Below are 19,148 nucleotides of genomic sequence, written 5' to 3' on the forward strand. Positions count from 1 at the left end.
CGGCTGGGCCCCCGCTCCGCTCCCGTCCGGAGGACCCATGATCCTGCTCCGTCTCGCGTCCTCGTACGCGAAGCCCTACTCGCGGTCGATCGCGGCCGTCGTGGTGCTCCAGCTGATCGCGACCCTGGCCGCGCTCTACCTGCCGAGCCTCAACGCCGAGATCATCGACCAGGGCATCGGCCGCGGCGACACCGACTTCATCTGGGCCACCGGCATGACGATGCTCACGGTCTGCCTCGTCCAGGTCGCCGCGGCCATCGGCGGCGTCTACTTCGGCGCCCGCACCGCCATGGCCGTCGGCCGCGACCTGCGCCGCGACGTCTACCGCCGCGTCGACTCGCTGAGCGGGCTCGAGGTCGGCCGCTTCGGCACCGCCACGCTGATCACCCGCGGCACCAACGACGTGCAGCAGGTGCAGATGCTCGTGCTGATGACGCTCAACTTCATGGTGTCGACGCCGATCATGTGCATCGGCGGGATCGTCTTCGCCCTGCGCGAGGACGCAGGACTGTCCTGGCTGGTCTGGGTGTCGGTGCCCGTGCTGTTCGTCGTCGTCGGCGTGCTGGTCTTCCTCCTGCTGCCGCTGTTCCGCCTGATGCAGGACCGGATCGACGGGATCAACGGGGTGCTGCGCGAGCAGATCACCGGCATCCGGGTGGTCCGCGCCTTCGTCCGCGAGCCGTTCGAGTCCGAGCGCTACCGCCGCTCGAACGAGGCGATCACCGAGGTGTCGATCAAGGTCGGCAACATCTTCGTGCTGATGTTCCCGGCGATCATGATGATCCTGCACCTCGCCACGGCCGCCGTGCTCTGGTTCGGCGGGCAGCGGGTGGATGCCGGGCAGATGCAGATCGGCTCGCTGACCGCCTTCCTGCAGTACCTGCTGCAGATCCTCACCGCCGTGATGATGGGCGTGTTCATGGTGATGATGATCCCGCGCGCGGTCGTCTGCTCCGAGCGGATCCAGGAGGTCCTCGACACGCGGACCAGCCTGACCACGCCGACCGGCGGGGTCGAGGCGCCCACCGTCGGCCGCGTCGAGTTCTCCGGCGTCGTCTTCGGCTACCCCGGCGCCGAGCGGCCCGTCCTCTCGGACGTCGACCTCGTCGCCGAGCCCGGCCGCACCACCGCCATCGTCGGCTCGACCGGCGCCGGCAAGACGACCCTGCTCGGGCTCGTGCCCCGGCTGTTCGACCCGCAGCAGGGCACCGTCGCGATCGACGGCGTGCCGGTGGCCTCGCTCGACCGCGCGCAGCTCGCGAAGGTCGTCGGGCTCGTCCCGCAGCGGCCGTACCTCTTCTCCGGCACGATCGCATCGAACCTCCGCTTCGGCCGGCCCGACGCGACCGACGCCGAGCTGTGGGAGGCGCTGCGCATCGCCCAGGGCGAGGACTTCGTCCGCGCGAAGGAGCGCGGGCTCGACGAGCCGGTCTCGCAGGGCGGCACCAACGTCTCCGGCGGGCAGCGCCAGCGGCTCTGCATCGCACGGGCGCTCGTGGCGAAGCCCCGCGTCTACCTCTTCGACGACTCGTTCTCGGCGCTCGACGTCGCGACCGACGCCCGGCTGCGCGAGTCGCTCGCCGAGGCGACCACCGACGCGACCGTGATCATCGTCGCCCAGCGGGTGTCGACGATCCGGCACGCCGACCAGATCGTCGTGCTCGACGCGGGCCGCATCGTCGGCCGCGGGACGCACGACGAGCTCCTCGAGACGAACGCGACCTACCGCGAGATCGTCGAATCCCAGCTGAGCGTGGAAGGGGTGGCCTGAGATGGCACGCGCACGCGACACCGAGGCGGAGATGCCGGTCGCCGACGAGACGACCGCCCTCGAGCCCGAGTTCGAGCCCGGCGAGGCCGACGGCGGGATGTTCGGCGACGGTCCGCCCGCGCGGAAGGCGCAGAACTTCTGGCCCTCCGCCAAGCGGCTCTTCAGCCTGCTCGGCCCGGAGCGCGCCCGGATGATCCTCGTGGTCGCCCTCGTGTCGGCCTCGGTCGTGCTCACCGTCATCGCGCCAAAGATCCTCGGCCAGGCGATGGACACCATCTTCAACGGGGTGATCGGCTCGCAGCTGCCGGCCGGCGTCCCGCTCGAGCAGATCATCGAGCAGCAGCGGGCGGAGGGCAACGACACCTTCGCCGACATGCTCTCCAAGACCGCGATCGTGCCCGGCGAGGGCATCGACTTCACGGTGCTCGGCCGCCTGATCATCATCGTGCTGCTGATGTACGTCGTCGCCTCCGTGCTGATGTGGGCGCAGGGCTACATCCTCAACGGGCTCGTGATGCGGGTGGTCTTCGGACTCCGTCAGGACATCGAGGCGAAGATCAACCGCCTGCCGCTGCGCTACTTCGACACCCGCCAGCGCGGTGACGTGATGTCGCGCGTGACGAACGACGTGGACAACATCCAGACCGCGCTGCAGCAGGCCTTCTCGCAGCTCGTGCAGTCGGTGCTCACGATCATCGGCATCGCCGTGATGATGTTCATCGTCTCCTGGCAGCTCGCGCTGATCGCGCTCGTCTCGATCCCGCTGTCGGCGGTGATCGCGGGCGTGATCGGCGCCCGCTCGCAGAAGCTGTTCGCCGCGCAGTGGAAGAACACCGGCGGGCTGAACGGCCACATCGAGGAGACCTTCTCCGGACTCGAGATCGTCCGCACCTTCGGCCGCGACCGCGAGATGCTCGAGGAGTTCGACCGCCGGAACGACGCGCTCTACTCGGCCTCGTTCGGCGCCCAGTTCGTCTCGGGCATGATCATGCCGGCGATGACCTTCGTGTCCTACCTGTCCTACGTGCTGATCGCGGTCGTCGGCGGCCTGCGCGTCGCCTCCGGCCAGCTCACGCTCGGCGACGCGACCGCGTTCATCCAGTACTCGCGCGAGTTCACCCAGCCCGTGACGCAGCTCGCGAGCATGGCGAACATGCTGCAGTCGGGCGTCGCCTCGGCCGAGCGCACCTTCGAGCTGCTCGACGCCGACGAGCAGGAGCCCGAGACCGCGGTCGACTCGCTCCCCGAGCGCACCGACGGCCACGTCGAGTTCCAGGACGTCTCCTTCTCCTACGATCCGGAGCAGCCGCTGATCGAGGGGCTGAGCTTCTCGGCTCAGCCGGGTCAGACGGTCGCGATCGTCGGTCCGACCGGCGCCGGCAAGACCACGCTGGTCAACCTGGTGATGCGCTTCTACGAGCTCACCGGCGGCCGCATCCTGCTCGACGGCGTCGACATCACCCGGATCGGACGGGGCGACCTCCGCTCGCGCGTCGGCATGGTGCTGCAGGACGCCTGGCTCTTCCAGGGCACGATCCGCGAGAACATCCGCTACGGCCGCCTCGACGCCACCGACGACGAGATCGTCGACGCCGCCCGGGCGACGATGGTCGACCGCTTCGTGCAGCAGCTGCCCGACGGCTACGACACGGTGCTCGACGCCGACGGCGGCAGCGTCTCGGCCGGTGAGCGCCAGCTCGTCACGATCGCCCGCGCGTTCCTCGCCAATCCGTCGCTGCTGATCCTCGACGAGGCGACCTCCTCGGTCGACACCCGCACCGAGCTGCTCGTCCAGCACGCGATGGCCGCGCTGCGCACCGACCGCACCTCGTTCGTCATCGCGCACCGCCTGTCGACGATCCGCGACGCCGACACGATCCTGGTGATGGAGTCCGGCCGCATCGTCGAGCAGGGCGCGCACGAGGCGCTGCTCGAGCGGCGCGGTGCGTACTACGACCTCTACATGACTCAGTTCCGCGGCGGAGCCGAGGAGGGGCGGGGCGAGAAGGCCGGCGCGACGCGCTCGGGCGGGGTCGAGTCCGCGCCGTGAGGCCGCCCCGTAGAGTAGGCCCGTGACCGACGCACGCCAGCAGCTCATCGAGTACATCGGCTCCGACGCCGTCTTCCACGGGGACTTCACCCTCACGAGTGGCAAGAAGGCGAGCTACTACGTCGATCTGCGCCGCGTCAGCCTCGATCACCGGGTCGCGCCGCTGATCGGCGACGTCATGCTCGACCTCATCGCCCCGATCGAGCGGGTCGACGCGGTCGGCGGCCTCACCATGGGCGCCGACCCGATCGCCTCCGCGATCCTGCACCGCGGCGTCCTCCGCGGGCTCGAGTACGACGCCTTCGTCGTGCGCAAGGCGCCCAAGGACCACGGCCGCGGCCGCCAGGTCGAGGGCCCGGATCTCGCCGGCAAGCGCGTCGTCGTCGTCGAGGACACCTCCACCACCGGCGGCTCCCCGCTCGCCGCGATCGAGGCGCTGCTGAAGGTCGGCGCCGAGATCGCCGGAGTCGCGGTCGTCGTCGACCGCGCGACCGGGGCCCGCGAGATCATCGAGGGCGCCGGCTACCCCTACTTCGCCGCGATCGGGCTGGCCGACCTCGGCCTGAGCTGATGGTGGACGACGGCGGCCGCACGCGCGGCGACGAGCCCGGCGACGACGCCCGGCCCGCGGAGGACGCACGCTCCGGCGGCGGCGGCGACGCCCGCCCCGAGCTCGAGCGCCGTCTCGGCGGCAGCGACTGGCTCCTCGAGCAGCTGAGCGGCGGCCGCCTGAAGAGCATCTTCGACGCGCCCCGCGAGCCGGCGCCGGAGGAGCGGCTGGCGCCCACGGCGGAGGCCGAGCCCGAGGATGAGGCCGCGCCCGAGGAGGCAGCGCCCGAGCAGGCGGCGCCCGAGGAGGCCCTGCCCGAGGAGGCCGCGCTCGAGGAGCACGCCGCGCCGACGCACGAGCCCGCGTCCGAGGAGCAGGCAGCGCCCGCCGACGAGACAGCACCTGCCGAGGGGGCAGCGGACACCGACGAGCTCGACCCGGCGCCGGCGTCGCCCGAGGAGAGCGCCGATGCTCGCGGCAGCGACACCGCCGATGCTCCGCCCGCTGCCCCAGCCTCGCGCGGCATCTGGGGTGCCTTCTCCTCCCCGGCGGAGCCTGCGGAGCCTGCCGAGCCGACCACCCGACCTGATCGGACGGATCAGCCCGACCAGCCGGAGGAGTTGGACCAGCCGGACCAGTCGGAGAAGCTCGACCAGCCCGCGGAGCCCGACCAGCCCGCCGATCAGCCCGTGGAGCCCGCTCCCGAGCGCCCGGCGGCGCCCTCGCCGCGCTTCCCGCTCGGCCCCGTGCTCCCGCAGACCCCTGCCGAGCGCCCCTCCGCCGTCCGGCCCTCCGCCGTCCGCCCCGCTGCCCAGGAGCCGCCCGCCCCGACGCCCCCGGTCGTGCCGCCCGCGCCGACCTCCGTCGCTCCCGTCCTGCCCGTCGCGCCGCCGGTCGATCTCCCGACCGCGCCGCCCGCTCTGCGCGGGCAGCAGCCGGAGCAGCCCGGCCCCCGCGGCGACCGCCCCGAGGGCGCGACCGAGCCCGAGCCGCGCGAGCCCGTCGCTCCCGCCGTCTACCAGTGGCCCGACCCCCGCGGGGGCTGGGACCAGCCTCCGGTCTGGGAGGACGTCGTCGCCCCGCGCGACGAGCCCGAGGACGACGGCGGCGACGAGGAGCTCTGGCGCGAGACCGCCGGCGTCTACGCCTGGAACCTCGAGCCGGAAGCCGGCCCCGACGGCGATCCCGAGTCGTCCACCGCCGCATCCCACGACGACGTCGCGCCGAGCGCCGAGCAGCCCGCCGCCGCGGACGGCGCCTCCGCCCCGCCCAGCACCCCTGCCGGCGCGCACGTCAACGCCGCCCGCGCCAAGCGCACGCCCGTGCGCACGCCCCGCCCCAAGCCCGAGAAGCCCCCGAAGCCCCCGAGGGACCCGAAGCCGCCGAGGGACACCAGGCCCCCGAAGCCGCGGAGCGCTCCGAACCCCGCGCCCGCCCCGGTCCCGTCCGTCACGAGCGTCGGCGCACCCTCCCCGGCCCGGGTGCGGAGCAGGCGGCGCCTCCTGATCGGCCTGATCGCCGTCGGCGTCGTGCTGCTGCTCGGCGCGATCCTCGCGATCGGCATCGCCGTCGGCTCGGCCGGCGACCGTGGCGAGCCGGCCGCCGCCCCCGCGGCGACCACCGCCGCTCCGTCCGAGCCGAGCGCGACGCCGAGCACCGCTCCCACCGCGGCGCTGCCCACCGTCGGCCCGCTGCCCGCCGGCACCTACGCCTGGACGGCGCTGCTCGGCGGGGAGTGCCTCCAGCCGTTCGACACCGTCTGGGCCGAGGACTTCACCGTCGTCGACTGCGCCACTGCGCACACCGGCGAGATGGTCGCCGCCGGCGAGCTGACCGATGCCGCGTTCCCGGGTCAGGACGCCCTCGCCGTCTCCGTCGCCTCGCTCTGCCAGGCGCAGGGCGTCGTCGACGTCGTGAGCGCCGAGGCGTACGGCGACGTGCAGGTCTCCGGCTCGTTCCCGGTCACGCAGGAGCAGTGGGACGCGGGCGAGCGCAGCTACTACTGCTTCGTCGACCGCGCCGGCGGCGGCGAGATGCTCGGCACGCTCGCCGGCACGCCGTCGGCCTGAGCCGGGGGCCGTGCGACGTGGACGAGCCCGGTCCCTCCGCCTCCCTCGAGGCGACGACGAACGGCGTCGGCCCGTGGGTCGGCGCCCGCCCCGACGACGACCGACTCGACCCCGAGCTGCTCGAGCAGGGCGACTCGCGCAACGTGATCGACCGATTCCGCTACTGGCGGATGGAGGCGATCGTCGCCGAGCTCGACCGGTCGCGGCACCCCTTCCACGTCGCCATCGAGAACTGGCAGCACGACATGAACATCGGCTCGATCGTCCGCAGCGCGAACGCGTTCGGCGCCGAGAGCGTGCACATCGTCGGCCGGCGCCGCTGGAACAAGCGCGGGGCGATGGTGACCGACCGCTACCAGCACGTGCAGCACCACGAGACGGTCGCCGATCTGGCGCGCTGGGCCGCCGCGGAGGACGTGCCGATCCTCGCGATCGACAACGTGCCCGGCTGCGTGCCGATCGAGACGTTCGCGCTGCCGGAGCGCTGCGTGCTGCTCTTCGGGCAGGAGGGGCCCGGCCTCTCGGAGGAGGCGATCGCCGCCTCCGTCGCCGTGCTCGAGATCTCGCAGTTCGGCTCGACCCGCTCGATCAACGCCTCCGCCGCCGCGGCCGTCGCGATGCACGTCTGGGTCCTCCAGCACGTCCGCTTCTGAGCGGCGGGGCGCCCCCCTCCCACTCTCCAGAAGTTGCGGTACTCGCGCTCGACTACCGCAACTTCGGAGGAGTGGCAGGGTCAGGCCGAGGAACGGCGTCGCCGGAGCGCTGCGTCAGAGGATCGCGTCGTCCGGCGGGAACTCCGACTCGTACGGGTCGGCCGAGAGCAGCTCGTGCACGCCGGTCAGGACCTCGTCGGGGCGGAACGGGTAGCGGTCCATCTCGGCGCGGTCGCTGATGCCGGTGAGGACGAGGACGGTGTGCAGCCCGGCCTCGATGCCGGCGACGATGTCGGTGTCCATCCGGTCGCCGATCATGCCGGTGTTCTCGCTGTGCGCGCCGATCTTGTTCATCGCCGAGCGGAACATCATCGGGTTCGGCTTGCCGACGACGTACGGGTCCTTGCCGGTCGCCTTCGTAATCAGCGCGGCGATCGCGCCGGTCGCGGGCATGACGCCCTCGGCGCTCGGGCCGGTCGCGTCCGGGTTGGTGACGATGAAGCGGGCGCCGCCGACGATCAGGCGGATCGCCTTGGTGATCGCCTCGAAGCTGTAGTTGCGGGTCTCGCCGACGACGACGTAGTCGGGCGCCGTCTCGGTCATGATGAAGCCGGCCTCGTGCAGGGCGGTCGTGATGCCGGCCTCGCCGATCACGAACGCGCTGCCGCCCGGCATCTGCGAGGCGCAGAAGTCGGCCGTCGCGAGCGCGCTCGTCCAGATCCGCTCCTCCGGCACGTGCAGCCCCGACGCCCGCAGCCGCGCCGCGAGGTCGCGCGGCGTGAAGATCGAGTTGTTCGTGAGCACCAGGAACGGGGTCCCGGCGTCCGTCCACTCCTGGATCAGCTCGGGCGCGCCGGGGAGCGCCTGGTTCTCGTGCACCAGCACGCCGTCCATGTCCGTGAGCCAGGCCTCGACCTCGCTGCGCTTCGTCGCCATGGGGTCGATGCTATCGGCGGCGGGCCTCCGGGGAGCCCGCGAGGGCTCCCCGGAGGGGGCACAGCGGGAGCGGGTTACCCTGAGGGCATGAATGGCGAGAACCTGCTGGGCCCCGAACCGACCCTCCTCCCGGACGAGCCCGCGGTCACCGCGGCCGTCGCCAAGCACGCGAACCCGGGAGCCGTCGAGTTCGCCGCGCTCGCCGCCGCGCACCCGCGCTCCCCGCTCGCGTGGGCGCTGCTCGCCGACAGCGTGTGGGGCATCGATGCGGCCCTCCCCTCCTACGCCTACGCTCGCGTCGGCTACCACCGCGGCCTGGACCTCCTCCGCACCGCCGGCTGGCGCGGCCAGGGCCCGATCCCGTGGCGCCACGGCCCGAACCGCGGCTTCCTGCTCGCGCTCTACGCGCTCCGCCGCGCCGCCGAGTCCATCGGCGAGACCGACGAGGTCGCCCGCCTCACCGGCTTCCTCGAGCAGGCCGACCCCGCCGCCATTCCCGAGATCGAGCGCTACCACGAGGATGCGCTGCCCCCTACCGCCGCCATCGTCATCCTGGGCGCGGACTGATCCGTCACCTGCTGGTCGAGTAGCCCGCAGGGGCGTATCGAGACCCACTCTTCTGAGGACGGTGGATCTCGATACGCCCGCTGCGCGGGCTACTCGATCAGCAGGGAACGCTGCTGCGCAGGTTGTTCGATCAGCAGATTCGGGCGGGCCGCTCGGTCAGCGAGTCGAGCCGGCGTCCGCGGAAGCGGCGCGGCCGCGGAGGAACAGCACCGTCGCGAGGGTCAGCACCGCGCCGAGGGCGGCCGAGCCGGCCGTGACCAGGAAGCCGGACTGCGGCCCCAGCGCCTCGACCGCGAGGCCGCTCAGGGTGGAGCCGGCGGTGGCGCCGAGCGCGACGCCGGTCGGCGGCCAGGCGAGCGCCTCCGTGAGGCGGCGGCGCGGGGCGATCGACTCGACGAGGCTCGAGCCGGTGATCAGCAGCGGTGACGTCGCGAGTCCGGCGACGAACGCCAGCGCGATCAGCACGGGCAGCGAGCCGGCGAGGACGAGCACCGGCACGACCACCCCGAAGACGGCGCCCGCCACCAGGAACCGCGAGCGCGGGCCGCCGGGCAGGCGCGCGGCCCCCACGACGACCCCGGTCAGCACGCTGCCGATGCTGTACGCCGAGAGCAGCAGCCCCGACGCGGCACCGGCGCCGGAAGCCTCCGCCGTCGCGATCGCCGCGACGTTGAACGAGCCGAAGACCCCGCCGATGGTCGCGAACACCGCGACGATCCCGACCAGGCCGAGCGGCAGGCGCTCCCGGGCCGGCGACGCTGCCGAGCGCGCGGGTGCGAGTGGCGGCTGCGTCCCCGTCTGCACGAGCAGCGCGACTCCGCCGGCCACGCCGATCCCGAGCCCGACGAGGACGCCCGCCGCAGGATGCACGAGCGAGGCGAGCAGGGTCACGATCGGCGGCGCGACCACGAAGGCCGCCTCGTCCGCCACCGACTCGACCGAGTACGCGGTGTGCCGCAGCCCGGGGTCGGTCGTCGCCGCGCTCCAGCGCGAGCGGACCGCCGAGCCGACGTCGAGCACGGCTGCCCCGGCGAGCACGCCGAGCACGAACCAACTCCAGACCGGCGCGCCGAGCAGCACGGCCGCGACGAGCCCGAGCGAGGCGGCGACGAGCAGCGGCAGCGACAGCGCGAGCGCGCGGCGCTGCCCCCAGCGGTCCATCACCCGGGACCAGAGCGGCCCCGTCACGGCGAGGGCGAGCGTCAGCGCGCCCGAGACGGCGCCGCCGAGGGCGTAGCTGCCCGACTGCGCGCTGACGAGCACGAGCACACCGATGGCGAGGCTGCCCTTGGGGAAGCGCCCGAACCAGCCGGAGGAGGAGAAGGCGAGCGACCCCGGGACGGCGAACGCCTGCGCGTACCGGCCGGTCGCGCGGCTCAGGGTCGAGGTGGTCGAGGGGTCTGGCATGGTCGGATCCGATTCCGGTCGTCCGACGGCGGAGACTGCTCCACTGGCTGGACGGACGACAGGACGAGCCTACGCGTGCAGAATGGGGCCGTGGATGCCGCCGCCCTCGAGTCCCTCCTCGCCGACCTGCCCGGCTCCGGTGCGAGCTTCCCGTTCGGTCCCGAGACGCGGGTGTGGAAGGTCGAGGGCAAGGTCTTCGCGCTCGAGATGGAGCGGTTCGGCCGGCCGGTGATCAGCGTGAAGGCGCTGCCCGAGAACGTCGTGCACCTCGTCGCGGGCGTCGACGGCATCGAGCCGGGCTACCACCTCAACAAGAAGCACTGGGTGACCGTCGACGCGGCCGGCCGGGTCGAGGACGGGCTGCTCGCCGAGCTGGTGGCGGAGTCGCACGCGATCATCGTCGCGAAGCTGCCGCGCCGCCTCCGCCTCGCCCTCGACGGCACCGCCGCCGGCTCGCTCACCGAGGACGCCTGACCCGACCCCGACCCCGGCGCCTCTCGCGAGATGCCACTTGTGACCGACTTTCGCGGCGTGTCGCGCTCACAAGTGGCATCTCGCGGGGGAGGACCGGGCTCGCAGGTCAGAGGCCGTAGGAGCGGAGGTAGGCGGCGGTGTCGTGCCAGCCCTCGACCGCGAAGCACTCGACGCCCATCGCCTTGACGGGGTAGTCGTTGCCGTCCGGGTCGAGGCGGTCGCCGACGAAGATCATCTCGTCGAGGGGGATGCCGGTGAGCTCGGTGAGCTTGTTCATCCCGTAGGCCTTGTCGATGCCCTTGCGGGTGATGTCGACCGAGGTGGAGCCGCCGGAGCGCACCTCGAGGTCGGGCAGCACGGCCTGAACGGCCTCGCGGAGGGTGTTCTTCTTCTCGCCGGTCGGGTCCCAGGCCTGCTTGACCGGCACGGGAGCGGCCTGGCCGAGGGCGGAGAACGTGATCTGCGAGTCGCGGTCCTCGAGGATCGGACCCCAGGTCTCGGACTCCCAGTAGCCGAGCTCCTTGGCCTTCTCCTCGACGGCGGCGAGGGCGCGCGACTTCTCGTCGTCGGTGAGGTTCTCGGCGTAGATCTGCGCCCAGTCGCCGTTCTCGTAGCGGTAGTACTGCGTGCCGCAGGTGGGCATCAGGTGCAGCTTCGCCAGCACGGCGGGGTCGGCGCCCTCGAGGCGGTCCAGCACCTGCATCCGGAACTGGCCGATCTGGCCGCCGGAGATGATGCACACCTCGGTCGCCTGGAGCAGCTTGACGAAGAGGTCGGCCATCGCCGGGTCGACGGGGGACTTCGAGGCGGCGAGGGTGTCGTCGAGGTCGAAGGCCATCAGGCGGGGCAGGGTGCTCATGGAACTCGTTTCACGGTCTGCGGACAGGGCGGTGCGAAGGGCGCGGCGGGGCGCGCGCGGTATCGAGGATACGGGGCGGGCGCGCCGGGTTCGAGGCCGAGCGCGCGGGAGCCTCAGCCCGCCGTGGTCCGCCGCGCCAGGTAGGCGGCCTCGGTGCGCGTCGTCGCTCCGAGCTTGCGCAGGATGTTCGAGACGTGCACGCTCGCCGTCTTGATGCTGATGAACAGCTCCTCGGCGATGGCGCGGTTGCCGAGGCCCTGCTCGACCAGCGCGAGGACCTGGCGCTCGCGCTCGGTCAGCAGCTCACCGCCGGGGACGGCGTCGCCGTGCCCGAGGCGGCGCTCGAAGCGGCCGACGGCGTCGATGAGCAGCCCGAGTCCGGCGCGCTCGGCGACGACGCACGCCGCGCGCGCCTCCCGTTCCGCCTCCTCGCGACGGCCCGACCCGGCCAGCGCCTCAGCGAGACGGAGCCGCGAGTAGGGGAGCAGGTGCACGAGCGCGGTGGGCGCCTCGTTGGCGGTGGCGGCGGCCGCCCAGAGGGCGGGGTCGTCGCCCGTTCCGGAGGCGCCGCCGAGCTCGGCCTCGATCACCGCGACGAACGCGGGTGCCGTGGGCCAGTCGGACGCCGTGGCGAGGATAGCGCGCAGGCGCTCCTCCGCCTCGACAGGGACCCCCTCGGGATCGACCAGCGGGAGGCCCTCGCGCCGGGCCGCCGCGACGATGCGCGCCACGACGACGAGCAGGAGGAGATCGGCGGAGGGGAGCGGACGGTGCTCGGGACCGATCGCGTCGCGGACCTCGGCCCACGCGGCTCCGACATCGCCGTTCTCGAGCGCGATCGCGCCGGCGACCTTCGCGAGACCGACGAGCGAGTGCCGCTCCGTGCGCAGCTGACGACTCAGGGGCTGCCGCCACCGCGCGAGGAGCGCCGCCGCCGCCTGCGGGTCGCCGCGCCACAGCATGGTCCAGAGCTTGCGGCGCTGCAGGTGCGCGGCGAAGCCCAGCGGGGCGTCGAGCTCGAGCGCGCGATCGAGCAGCTCCTCGGCACGGCGCCACTCGCCGATCGAGGCGAGGGCGTCGGCCGCGTTGGCCATCAGCATCGCGCCGAGAGTGCGCGCGACCCCGTGCCGACGGGCGTGCTCTGCGCCTTCCTCGGCCGCGGCGACGGCCTCGCGGAAGCGGCCGAGGAGCGCGAGGGCGTCGGAGAGGTTGAGCCAGTAGCGGAGGCGGGCGGAGTCGTCGTCGCCCGCGAGCACCCCGGCGAGCTCGAGCCCCGCGAGGCCCTCGTCGACGCGGCCCAGCTCGACCAGCGCCATGCCGCGGATGTTCACGGCGACACTCCGCCGGCCCTGCGAGCCGACCGACTCGGCCTCGGCGGCCGCCGCGTCGGCGACGGCCACGGCCTCGTCGAGGTCGGCCTCGAGCATCAGCCGCGCGGCGAGCTCGCCGAGGATCCGGGCACGCAGCACGCTCGGCTCCGCGCCCTCGAGGAGGGCGAGCGCCTCGCGCAGCAGCACGACGGAGCCGACCTGCCCGAGGTTCGCGAAATAGGACGCCTTGTCGCGCAGGAGCGTCGCCCGGCGCGGCGCGTCGAGAGGCTCGATCGCGAGCGCCTCGTCGACGAGGGCGATCGCCCGCTCGCTCTCGCCCGCGTCGCGGAAGTGGTGGGCGGTCGAGCCCAGAAGGTCGGCCCGGTCGCGACCGCGGGCCCCGGCCGGCGCCTGCTCCCACAGTTCGAGGGCCCGCTCGCCCATGCGCGCGGCGAGGGCGTGGGCGAAGGAGGCGCGGGCGTGCGCCATCGCGGTCAGCGACGCGGTGAACGCCCGCTCGGAGTGGTGGGCGGCCATCCAGTGGTACGAGATCTCGGAGGCGGCGGACGGCCCGCGCGACTCGAGCGCCTCGGCGTAGCAGGTGTGCGCGCGCACCCGCTCGCCCGGCAGGAGCTCGTCGTGGATCGCGTCGCGGACGAGGGCGTGCCGGAAGGTGTAGCTGCTGCCCTCGACGACGAGCACCCCGCCGGCGATCGCCTCGCGCGCGGCCGCCTCGACGGCCTCGGCCTCGCCGTGCACCACCGTGATCAGGTCGTGCTCGACGCAGGTTCCGCCGGCCGAGAGCGTGCGCAGGATCTTCTGCGTCGGCTCGCTGAGCCCGTCGTACCGGGCGAGGAGGACGTCGTGCAACGACTCCGGATAGCACTCGGGGACCGTCGCGGCCTCGGCGCGCGCGAACTCCTCGACGAAGAACGGCACCCCCTCCGTGCGCTCGACCACGAGGGCGAGGTCGCGCGGAGCGACGGCCGTGCCGCGGACGGAGGCGACCATCGCCTCTACGCCGCGGCGATCGAGTCGCGCGAGCTCGAGCCGCTGCACCCGGTCGCTCCGCTCGAGCTCGGGGAGCCAGGCGCGCAGCGGATCGCCCCGGCGCAGCTGATCGCTCCGGAAGGTGAGGACCACGAGGATCCGCCCGGCGGTCGCGACGCGCACGAGGAACCGCAGCACGCCGATCGTCGCCGGGTCGACCCAGTGCAGATCCTCGACGACCAGCACGATCGGCCGGAGCGTCGACGCCGCCTCGAGCGCGACCGTGACCGCCTCGAGCACGGGAGGAGCGGCGGCCGCGGGCTCCCCGCTCGCGGGCAGCTCGGGCAGGAGGATGCGCAGCCCCTCGGCCGACGGGCCCGCGAGCGCCGCGAGCTCGTCGGAGCCGAGGACGCGCGCCAGCTCGCGCAGCGGCGCCGTGATCGGGGCGTACGGCGGCGCGTCGCGATCGAGATCGACGCACTGGCCGCGGAGCACGAGCGCCTCGGGCGGCAGCCGCTGCACGAACTCGGCCACGAGCCGGCTCTTGCCGATCCCGGCCTCGCCGCCGACCACGACCGTGCGCGGTCCGCCGACGAGCACCCGCTCGTAGGCCCGCTGCAGCGCTGCCAGGTCGTCGTCGCGCCCCACGAGGGCGGTCGGGGCGAGCAGCAGGGGCATGGCCACCATGCTCCCACCGACCTCCGACGCGAACGGCGGCCCGGCGACGATCGTGTCGGTTTCCCGCGGGTCGACGGCCGGATCGGCTCGCGGCGGGTCAGGCGTGAGCGCGGGCGGCGCGGCGGAGAGAGCGGAGGCGTGCCAGTGGTCGGAGCGCGGCCCGGCGAGGCGCGCGTTCGCGGCGCAGGCGCTCGATCTCCGCGGCCCGGTCGAGGCGGCGCTCCCGATCCTCCAGAAGGGCGGGGAAGGAGTACTCGCTGAGCATCATGTCGGTCCTCTCGTCGATGCGATGAGGAGAGGCTCGCGCGGCGGCCGGGCCGGGGGCATCGGGCGGTCGCCCTACTTCCGGAGCGGCGGCGGCGGCCGGTTCCGAGCCGGCGGGCGCGTCCGGTCGGATCGACGCTCCGCGGTCGCCGCTGCCGAGCCGATCGGGGGCCTGGATCCGCGCCAGCAGGCGGATCGGGAGGGATAGGGCGATCGCCCGATGCGGCTCAGGGGGTCTTACGCGGATCGTCGTACTCGGCGCAGACAGCGCCCGGGTCCCCAGGAGTTCACCATGGTCTTCCTCATCGTCATCGCCGCCCTGATCGTCTGGGCCGTCGCCGCTGCCGTCCTTCTCGTCGTGCGGGACGGCTACGGTCCCCTCCCCGCGCGGGCGGGGACCGAGCGGGTCGCGCGCCGCTCCTGACGCACCTCCGGCGACGGCGCACGAGGAGCAGCGCGGCACCCGACACGGGGCGGGCGCAGACTGGGGCGATGACCCTCCCGCGCACGATCTCCCGCGTCCTCCTCGGGCTCGTGCTCGTCCTCGCCGGGACCGGGCACCTGACCTTCGCTCGGCAGTCCTTCCAGGCGCAGGTGCCGCCGTGGCTGCCGTTCGACGCGGACTTCGTCGTCCTGGCTTCCGGCGTGGTCGAGATCGCGCTCGGGCTCGCCCTCCTGCTGGTCCGGCGCCGGCGGGTGCTGGTGGGGATCGTGGTCGCCGCGTTCTTCGTGGCGGTGTTCCCCGGCAACGTCTCGCAGCTCGTCACCCGCACGCCGGCCTTCGGTCTCGAGACCGACGCCGCGCGGGCGATCCGGCTGCTCTTCCAGCCGCTGCTCGTGCTCTGGGCGCTGTGGTCCACCGGCGTGCTCGCCGCCTGGAACGCGAGACGGCGCCGCCCACGGGAGTGAGGGCGGCGCCGTCCGGTCGGGCGCGTGGTGCGGTCGGCTACTCCGAGTGCGAGGCGGAGCGGCGGCGGCGGAGCACCGTCAGCGCGATGCCGGCGAGCAGCAGCAGGGCCGCGCCTCCGGCGTACGAGGCCGCGTCGACGCCCGTGTTCGCGAGCGGCCCGGAGTGCGAGCCCCCGGCGACGGGGACGGGCGTGGCGGACGGCAGCGGCACCGGAGTCGCGGTGGGCTGCTCGGTCGGCTCGGGCGTTCCGGGCTCATCGGGCGTCCCGGGCTGGCCGGGAGTGCCGGGCTCGGCCGGGACCTCCGCCGCGACCGACGTCAGCGACCAGTTCTGATCGAAGAAGTCCGCCTGGTCGATCACGCCGCGCGCGCTCGCCCAGTCGATCAGCAGCTGCCGGATCTCGAGCCGCTCGTCGTAGACGAGGGGGGCCGCGGCTACCGCCGGATAGGCGCCGCCCCCGCTCTGCCGGTAGTTGTTGACGGCCATCACGAAGCGGTCGTCGTCGGCGACGGGGGTGCCGTCGAGCTGCGTCAGGTCGCGGATCCGCGAGCCGGCCGGCTGCGAGATGTCGATGACGTAGTCGAGTCCGGAGAGCGCGTCGTAGTTGTAGTCCGGGATGCCCGTGGGCCGGTCCGCGGTGATCGCGTTCGTGCCCGTGGCCGGGTCGAACGCGGCGCCCGGGGCCACCTGGTTGAAGTAGCGCGCCGAGTACTCGAGGTAGTCGCGCACCTCCGCGCCCGTCATCTCGACGCCCCGGAGGGTGTTCTCGTAGATGTAGAGCCCCGCGATGTCGCGGATCGTGACCTGCCCCTTCGGGAAGACCGCGGTGCGCGAGAACGGCGACGCCTGCGAGATCACCGGGACGTCGGCCCACTCCGTGCCCTCGAGCGCGGCGTCGACCGTCTCGGCCTGGACGTTGTTGATGAAGTCGATGATCGGGGTGTCCTCGTAGCGCGAGGTCGCGGCCGAGAGCTCCTCGAGCGACTCCGCCACGGGGGTGTTCACGTACTCGATCGTGGTCGCGTGCTGCTCGGCGAGGGCGTCGACCACGGCGGTCGACTCCTCGGCGATGTCGCGCGCGTAGACCGGAGTGACGACCGGGGCGCTGCCCTCGGTCCAGTCGACCTGCAGATCGCCCGCTGCGTCCTTCACCAGGTTCAGGGTCACCTCGGTGAGGCCCTGCGCCCAGAAGGACGGCTGCGTGACGAGGACCTGCTCGCCGGCGACGTTCGTGTAGAGCGTCTCGGGGACGTCCTGGTGGCTGTGGCCGGCGACGACCACGTCGATGCCGGGGACCTGCGTCGCGATGTTGTTGACGACGTCCTCATTGAGGTCGGCCGGGTCGTACTCGGCGTCCGGGACGGTGCCCTGGCCGGTGTGCGCGAGGACGACGACCACGTCGGCCTCGGCCTGGACCCGCGGCACCCACTCCTTCGCGGTCTCGACCATGTCGCGGAACTCGAGCACGCCGTCGACGTACTGCTTGTCCCAGACGCGGACGCCCGGGGTGACCAGGCCGAGCACGCCGACCCGCACGGTCTCGCCGTCGATCTCGCGCTCGATCACGGTGAACGGCTTCTGGTAGGGGTCGCCGGTGGCGACGTCGATCACGTTGGCGCCGAGCAGCGGGGCGTTCAGATCGCCCTCGTAGGCGCTGAGCATGTCGAGGCCGTAGTTGAACTCGTGGTTGCCGACGACCTGCGCGTCGTAGCCGATGGTGTTGAACGCGGTGGCCATCGGGTGCGTCGTCTCGCCCGAGAGCACGCCCGCGGCGCCGTCGCCGAGGCCGTAGTAGTAGGTGAGCGGCGTGCCCTGGATCGCGTCCCCGTTGTCGAAGACGAGGACGGAGTCGTCGCCCTTCTCGGCGCGGAGGCGGTCGACCTCGGTCGCGACGCGGGTGAGGCCCAGCGTGTCCTCGCCCTCGTAGGGCGCGTTCGCGAAGTAGTCCCAGTTGTAGACGTGCCCGTGCGTGTCGGTCGTCGACACCAGGGTGAGCTCGACGCCGTCGTCGAGGGCGGCCGCGCTCGCGAGGGGAGCGGCGGTGGCCGCCCCGAGCGCGACGACGGCGAGGAGGCTTGCGGCGCGGAGTGTGCGCATCGGTTTCCTGTTCGCGTGATCGGTGGAGTGTGAACGAGTTCGAATCTATGCGCCGGTTGTGAACGCATCGTTACGGGTTCGAGAGCATCGCTCGGCTATCGGTCGGCGCCCCGCAGCAGGGCCCGTGCGCACGAGCCGCTGGAGGGCCCCCTCCGCTAGAATTGATCGGCTGGTCGCGCTGCTGCGCCAACGGATGCCCCGCCGGCCGCCGAGGCTCGCCCTCGAGATCGAGTGCACGCCCCCGACTCCGCTCCCACCCGCGAAGGACACGCCATGCCAGCAATCGTCATCACCGGCGCCCAGTGGGGCGACGAGGGCAAGGGACGCGCGACCGACCTGCTCGGCAGCCGCGTCGACTACGTCGTGAAGTTCAACGGCGGCAACAACGCCGGCCACACCGTCGTCGTCGGCGACGAGAAGTACGCGCTGCACCTGCTGCCCTCGGGAATCCTCACGCCGGGCGTCGTGCCCGTCATCGCGAACGGCGTCGTCGTCGACATCGAGGTGCTCTTCCACGAGCTCGAGGCGCTGAGCGCCCGCGGCGTCGACGTGTCGAAGCTGCTGGTCAGCGCCAACGCGCACGTCATCACCAGCTACCACCGCACGCTCGACAAGGTGACGGAGCGCTTCCTCGGCAAGCGTCAGATCGGCACCACCGGCCGCGGCATCGGCCCGGCCTACGCCGACAAGATCAACCGCGTCGGCATCCGGATCCAGGACCTCTTCGACGAGAACATCCTGCGCCAGAAGGTCGAGGGCGCCCTCGACCAGAAGAACCACCTGCTGGTGAAGGTCTACAACCGCCGCGCGATCCTGGTCGAGCAGGTCATGGAGGACCTGCTGCAGTACACCGAGCGCCTGCGCCCGATGGTCGCCGACACCTCGCTCGTGCTCGCCCGCGCGCTCGACGCCGGCAAGACCGTGCTCTTCGAGGCCGGCCAGGCCACGATGCTCGACGTCGACCACGGCACCTACCCGTTCGTCACCTCCTCGAACGCCACGTCGGGCGGCGCGGCGACCGGCTCCGGAGTGGCACCGAACCGCATCGAGCGCGTCATCGCGGTCATCAAGGCCTACACGACCCGCGTCGGCGCCGGCCCGTTCCCGACCGAGCTCTTCGACGAGTGGGGCGAGTACCTGCGCAAGCAGGGCTTCGAATTCGGCACCACCACCGGCCGCCCGCGCCGCTGCGGCTGGTACGACGCCCCGATCGCCCGCTACTCCGCGCGGATCAACGGCGTCACCGACTTCGTGCTGACCAAGCTCGACGTGCTCTCGGGCCTGGAGACCATCCCGGTCTGCGTCGCCTACGAGGTCGACGGCGTCCGCCACGACGAGGTCCCCGTCTCGCAGAGCGACTTCCACCACGCGAAGCCGATCTACGAGGAGTTCCCCGGCTGGCAGGAGGACATCACCGGCTGCCGGACGTTCGCCGACCTGCCGCAGACCGCGCAGGACTACGTCCGCGCCCTCGAGGCGATGAGCGGCGCCCGCTTCTCCGCGATCGGCGTCGGCCCGGAGCGCGAGCAGGTCGTCGTCCTGCACGACCTCCTCGACTGAGCG

The 19,148-nt window shown here is 73.0% G+C and carries 15 protein-coding genes; 10 read left to right on the forward strand and 5 right to left on the reverse strand.

Annotation, left to right across the window (positions count from 1 at the left end):
• The first annotated feature begins 37 nt into the window (after window positions 1-37).
• From GSU72_RS00675 to GSU72_RS00695, 5 genes are read left to right on the forward strand one after another with little or no spacing between them, the layout of a single operon-like run.
• Entirely contained in the window at window positions 38-1,771 is a 1,734-nt protein-coding gene (locus GSU72_RS00675; protein ID WP_159982854.1) for an ABC transporter ATP-binding protein, read from the forward strand.
• A gap of 1 nt (window position 1,772) precedes the next feature.
• Window positions 1,773-3,821, forward strand: a complete 2,049-nt coding sequence (locus tag GSU72_RS00680) for an ABC transporter ATP-binding protein (RefSeq protein WP_159982856.1) — start codon at window positions 1,773-1,775, stop codon at window positions 3,819-3,821.
• 22 nt (window positions 3,822-3,843) lie between these two features.
• Window positions 3,844-4,392 carry an orotate phosphoribosyltransferase gene (pyrE, locus tag GSU72_RS00685; RefSeq protein ID WP_123447133.1) on the forward strand — a complete coding sequence of 183 codons (549 nt, stop codon included), beginning with the start codon at window positions 3,844-3,846 and terminating at the stop codon, window positions 4,390-4,392.
• Window positions 4,392-6,440: a septum formation family protein gene (locus GSU72_RS00690; RefSeq protein ID WP_159982858.1), complete on the forward strand. Its 2,049-nt coding sequence runs from the start codon at window positions 4,392-4,394 to the stop codon at window positions 6,438-6,440. Before pyrE ends, GSU72_RS00690 begins: the two co-directional genes overlap by 1 nt.
• Window positions 6,441-6,457: 17 nt before the next feature.
• Window positions 6,458-7,093, forward strand: a complete 636-nt coding sequence (locus GSU72_RS00695; protein ID WP_159982860.1) for a TrmH family RNA methyltransferase — start codon at window positions 6,458-6,460, stop codon at window positions 7,091-7,093.
• Window positions 7,094-7,207: 114 nt separating this feature from the next.
• Here the strand turns inward: GSU72_RS00695 and GSU72_RS00700 are convergent, their stop codons facing one another.
• Window positions 7,208-8,029 carry an HAD-IIA family hydrolase gene (locus GSU72_RS00700; RefSeq protein WP_159982862.1) on the reverse strand — a complete coding sequence of 274 codons (822 nt, stop codon included), beginning with the start codon at window positions 8,027-8,029 and terminating at the stop codon, window positions 7,208-7,210.
• Between the two features lie 87 nt (window positions 8,030-8,116).
• Here GSU72_RS00700 and GSU72_RS00705 point away from each other — a divergent pair, with 87 nt between their 5' ends.
• On the forward strand, window positions 8,117-8,596 hold the full coding sequence (locus GSU72_RS00705) for a DUF3151 domain-containing protein (RefSeq protein WP_159982864.1): 480 nt from the start codon (window positions 8,117-8,119) through the stop codon (window positions 8,594-8,596).
• Window positions 8,597-8,752: 156 nt separating this feature from the next.
• On the opposite strand, the gene GSU72_RS21375 is transcribed toward GSU72_RS00705, so the two are convergent.
• Window positions 8,753-10,003 carry an MFS transporter gene (locus GSU72_RS21375; RefSeq protein ID WP_244255914.1) on the reverse strand — a complete coding sequence of 417 codons (1,251 nt, stop codon included), beginning with the start codon at window positions 10,001-10,003 and terminating at the stop codon, window positions 8,753-8,755.
• 90 nt (window positions 10,004-10,093) lie between these two features.
• Here GSU72_RS21375 and GSU72_RS21380 point away from each other — a divergent pair, with 90 nt between their 5' ends.
• The gene (locus GSU72_RS21380; protein WP_244255915.1) at window positions 10,094-10,477 is read left to right on the forward strand and encodes an MmcQ/YjbR family DNA-binding protein; all 384 of its coding nucleotides are present in this window, start codon (window positions 10,094-10,096) and stop codon (window positions 10,475-10,477) included.
• A gap of 106 nt (window positions 10,478-10,583) precedes the next feature.
• Here GSU72_RS21380 and GSU72_RS00720 read toward each other — a convergent pair whose 3' ends face one another.
• Together GSU72_RS00720 and GSU72_RS00725 are read right to left on the reverse strand one after the other, a co-directional pair.
• Window positions 10,584-11,336, reverse strand: a complete 753-nt coding sequence (locus GSU72_RS00720; protein WP_159982870.1) for an HAD-IIB family hydrolase — start codon at window positions 11,334-11,336, stop codon at window positions 10,584-10,586.
• Window positions 11,337-11,449: 113 nt separating this feature from the next.
• Window positions 11,450-14,314, reverse strand: coding sequence for a helix-turn-helix transcriptional regulator (locus GSU72_RS00725; protein WP_159982872.1), 2,865 nt, complete (start codon window positions 14,312-14,314; stop codon window positions 11,450-11,452).
• A gap of 556 nt (window positions 14,315-14,870) precedes the next feature.
• Here GSU72_RS00725 and GSU72_RS21770 point away from each other — a divergent pair.
• Both GSU72_RS21770 and GSU72_RS00730 read left to right on the forward strand, forming a co-directional pair.
• A complete protein-coding gene (locus GSU72_RS21770; protein WP_279631710.1) occupies window positions 14,871-15,002 on the forward strand; it encodes a hypothetical protein in 132 nt (43 codons plus the stop codon).
• Window positions 15,003-15,070: 68 nt separating this feature from the next.
• A complete protein-coding gene (locus tag GSU72_RS00730; RefSeq protein ID WP_159982874.1) occupies window positions 15,071-15,487 on the forward strand; it encodes a DoxX family membrane protein in 417 nt (138 codons plus the stop codon).
• 37 nt (window positions 15,488-15,524) lie between these two features.
• On the opposite strand, the gene GSU72_RS00735 is transcribed toward GSU72_RS00730, so the two are convergent.
• On the reverse strand, window positions 15,525-17,585 hold the full coding sequence (locus GSU72_RS00735) for a 5'-nucleotidase C-terminal domain-containing protein (protein WP_159982876.1): 2,061 nt from the start codon (window positions 17,583-17,585) through the stop codon (window positions 15,525-15,527).
• A gap of 273 nt (window positions 17,586-17,858) precedes the next feature.
• Between GSU72_RS00735 and GSU72_RS00740 the strand changes: the two genes are divergently transcribed.
• On the forward strand, window positions 17,859-19,145 hold the full coding sequence (locus GSU72_RS00740; RefSeq protein WP_159982878.1) for an adenylosuccinate synthase: 1,287 nt from the start codon (window positions 17,859-17,861) through the stop codon (window positions 19,143-19,145).
• The last annotated feature ends 3 nt before the right edge of the window (window positions 19,146-19,148 follow it).

This window comes from Rathayibacter sp. VKM Ac-2760 (assembly GCF_009834185.1).
GTDB lineage: Bacteria > Actinomycetota > Actinomycetes > Actinomycetales > Microbacteriaceae > Rathayibacter.